The organism is Mycolicibacterium xanthum, assembly GCF_019710635.1.
Taxonomy (GTDB): domain Bacteria; phylum Actinomycetota; class Actinomycetes; order Mycobacteriales; family Mycobacteriaceae; genus Mycobacterium; species Mycobacterium xanthum.
Genome location: NZ_JAIFZS010000129.1, coordinates 1 through 3,342, shown reverse-complemented (window position 1 = coordinate 3,342; position 3,342 = coordinate 1). Strand labels below are relative to the sequence as shown.

Here is a 3,342-nt window from a genome sequence, read left to right as displayed (position 1 = left end):
ATCAGAAATTCTCACCAGAATTTCGAGAATGGGGTTGACCCTTGATGGTGGACACCTGACTGGTGGGCCTGCTGGTCCCACGGGAAGGATGTCCGTATGTCGGGCAAGCGGAAGAAGTACACCCCGGAGTTTCGGGAGCAGGCTGCCCGCCTGGTGATCGAGACCGGTCGCCCGGTCGCGCACGTGGCGGCTGAGATCGGTGTTGGCGAACAACTGCTCGGGCGTTGGGTGCGTCGCGTCAAGGATGCCGCCGGCGCCGGTGATACTGACACGGTGTTGGACGCCGACGAGCGCGCCGAGTTGGAGCGGCTACGCAAAGAGAACGCTGAATTACGTTTGGATCGTGAGTTTTTGAAAAAAGCCGCGGCCTTCTTCGCCTCCGAACAGAACCGGTAGACGCCTACCAGGTCATCGAGGCGGAGAAGGCCACCTACGCGATCACCCGGATGTGTGAACTGCTGGAGGTGTCTCGTTCGGGGTTCTACAAGTGGCGTAAGACGCAGGCGGCGGGGCCTTCGCCGGCCCAGCAGCGTCGCGCGGAGTTGGATGCCAAGGTCGCGGCCTTCCACAAGGCCTCCGACGGGGTCTACGGGGCGCCGAGAATCCTGGCCGACCTGCGTGAGGACGGTGAGACGGTGTCGCGCAAGACGGTGGCCGCCTCGCTGCGCCGCCAGGGTCTGGCCGGGATCAGCCCGCGCACGTTTGCGCCGGTGACCACGGTCGTCGATCTGGATGTCCCGGTGCCCAAAGACCTGGTCAACCGGCGCTTCGACGTTGGCGAACTGGACCGGGTCTGGACGTCGGACATCACCTATTTGCGTACCGGTGAGGGCTGGCTGTATTTGCGTGCGGTCCGTGACGGCCGCAGTCGGCGGGTGATCGGCTGGGCGGTTGACGACCACATGCGCACCGACCTGGTCGAGGCGGCCGTGGCGATGGCGGTGGCGATGCGCGGCGGGTTGGCTGAGCAGGTTGTGCTGCACGCCGACCGTGGCTGCCAGTTCACCAGCGCGCAGTTGGCCCGGTTCGCCCGTGATCACAACCTGGCCCGCTCGGTGGGCCGTACCGGGGTGTGCTGGGACAACGCGCAGCAGGAATCATTCTGGGCCACTTTGAAAGTCGAGTTCTATGACCGCTACTTGTGGCCCACCAAGGCGGCCGCTAAGCTCGCCGTCGGTGACTGGATCGAGCGGGTCTACAACCGCCGCCGGCGCCACTCGGCGATCGGCATGATAACCCCGGTCGACTACGAGAACCGGATCACTCAGACGGCACAAGCCGCCTGACCCTGTGTCCACCAAACGGGGTCAAGCCCAAGAGGAAACAGCCAGACTTGTGGTGGAAGGACAGAAATCCATCGCCCAAGTCGCGCGCGAGCATGGGCTCAGTGATACCGGCTCTTGAATTTTAAACGGGCAGTTGTGATCTCGCTCTCATAGGGCGTGTCGTTGCATGGGGAGGCCCTTGGCCTTCCGAAGTCTGAGAGTTGCGTAGCTTTCGGACTGAAGAAGGGGGATCCAAGGGCCGTGGTTGACGGTACGACATTGTTGTTTGGGCTGCCAGGAGTACGCGTCGAGCGTGTCGAGGCGCTCGGTGACGGGACGCGGGTGGTGCATGTGGTCACCGTCGATGAATCGGCGGCGGTGTGCCCGGGCTGCGGGGTGGTGTCCAGCTCGGTCAAGGAGCACACGACGACCTCGCCGAAAGACATTCCCTATGGTCACGACGACGTTGTGGTGCGCTGGCACAAGACCCGCTGGCGCTGTCGGGAGGACTACTGCCAGAAGTCCTCGTTCACCGAGGTCATCGCGCAGGTGCCGGCCCGGGCACGCACCACGGCCCGGTTGCGCACCCAGATGGCCGAGGCCATCGGGGAGGCGGCACGTTCGGTGGCCGAGGTCGCGGCCAGCCATGCGGTGTCGTGGCCGACGGCGCATGCGGCGTTCGTCGCCCACGCCGAGGCCGTGCTGAGGGAACCAGCCCCGGTGCGAGTGCTCGGCATCGATGAGACCCGCCGCGGCAAGCCCCGCTGGCGGCACTGCACCGATACTGCCTCGTGGGTGCGGGTTGATCCGTGGGATACCGGGTTCGTCGATCTGGCCGGCGATCAGGGCCTGCTGGGCCAGCGTGAAGGCCGCAGCCGTGCGGCGGTGATCGACTGGCTGGGCCAGCGCAGCGCCGAGTTCCGGGCCGGCATCGAATATGTGGCGATCGACCCCGCCGCGGTCTACGCCTCGGCGGTGCGCACCCCGGGCCTGCTGCCCAATGCGGTGCTCGTCGTTGATCATTTCCATCTGGTCAAACTCGCCAACGACGCGCTCACCAAAGTCCGTCGCCGGGTCACCTGGGACCTGCGCGACCGCCGCGGCCGCAAACACGACCCCGAGTGGGCCAACCGGCGACGACTGCTTACCGCGCGGGAACAGCTGTCGGACAAAAGCTTTGCGCGGATGTGGAACGCAATCATCGATGGCGACGACAGTGCCCAGATCCTGTCGGCGTGGATCGCCAAAGAAGAACTGCGGACCCTGCTGGCCACCGTACGCATCGGCGGGGACCCGCACCTGACCCGGCATCGGCTGCATCGCTTCTTGTCCTGGTGCATCGACTCGGCCATCCCCGAACTGCTCAGCCTGGCCGCCACCATCGACACCTGGTGGCCCGAAATCAACGCGTTCGTCCAGACCGGCATCACCAACGCCGGCACCGAGGGCTACAACCGGCTGGCCAAACAGGTCAAACGCAGCGCCTGCGGGTTCCGCAACCCCACCAACTCGGTCCGCCGGATACGATTCCACTGCACCCGCAAACAGCGGGCCGCAACTCCGACTAATGCTTATTGCCCGGTCAAAATCGAAGAGCCGTGATACCACTGTCGGTAACTGGGTTCGGAAATATCGGGAAACGCACGCTACCGACGAACCGCCGCTGGAATTGTCCGAACGCGCTCGGCTCCGTGAACTGGAACGCCAGAACCGCGAAATGGCGATGGAGCTGGCATTCTTAAAAGCAGCAGCGTACTTCGCGAAGGAGCCACGGTGAGCCAGAAGTACGCGTTCATCGCCGCGCAGCACGCCGACAGCGCCGCCGCTGGGACGGGCCCGGCCCCCACGATCGTGCAGATGCTGGGCTGGCTGGCGGTGTCGAAATCGGGGTTCTACGAGTGGGTGTGACATTCCCCCGAGACCGTGGAGGCATCAGCTATAAGGAGTAGCGATGTCAGAGAAACGGAAGAAGTACGACCGGGAGTTCCGTGAGGGGGCTGTGCGGATCGTGCGTGAGACGGGTAAGTCGATCGCCGCGGTGGCACGCGACCTGGGGATGCATGAGGGCACGCTGGGC

General features: G+C 65.0%; 4 protein-coding genes. All 4 read left to right on the top strand.

Features of this window, described 5'->3' with window-relative positions:
• Positions 1–96 precede the first annotated feature (96 nt).
• Positions 97–1,286, top strand: a protein-coding gene (locus tag JDV09_RS26355) for an IS3 family transposase (RefSeq protein WP_221372074.1) whose coding sequence is annotated in 2 segments (ribosomal slippage) — positions 97–355 and positions 355–1,286 — 1,191 coding nt in all. Because the reading frame shifts where the segments join, the coding sequence is not laid out codon by codon here.
• 258 nt (positions 1,287–1,544) lie between these two features.
• Positions 1,545–2,867, top strand: coding sequence for an ISL3 family transposase (locus tag JDV09_RS26350; protein ID WP_255606089.1), 1,323 nt, complete (start codon positions 1,545–1,547; stop codon positions 2,865–2,867).
• 171 nt (positions 2,868–3,038) lie between these two features.
• A complete protein-coding gene (locus tag JDV09_RS27115; protein WP_255606088.1) occupies positions 3,039–3,173 on the top strand; it encodes a hypothetical protein in 135 nt (44 codons plus the stop codon).
• A gap of 43 nt (positions 3,174–3,216) precedes the next feature.
• A partial coding sequence (locus JDV09_RS27610) for a transposase (RefSeq protein ID WP_221372055.1) occupies positions 3,217–3,342 on the top strand: 126 nt, incomplete at its 3' end.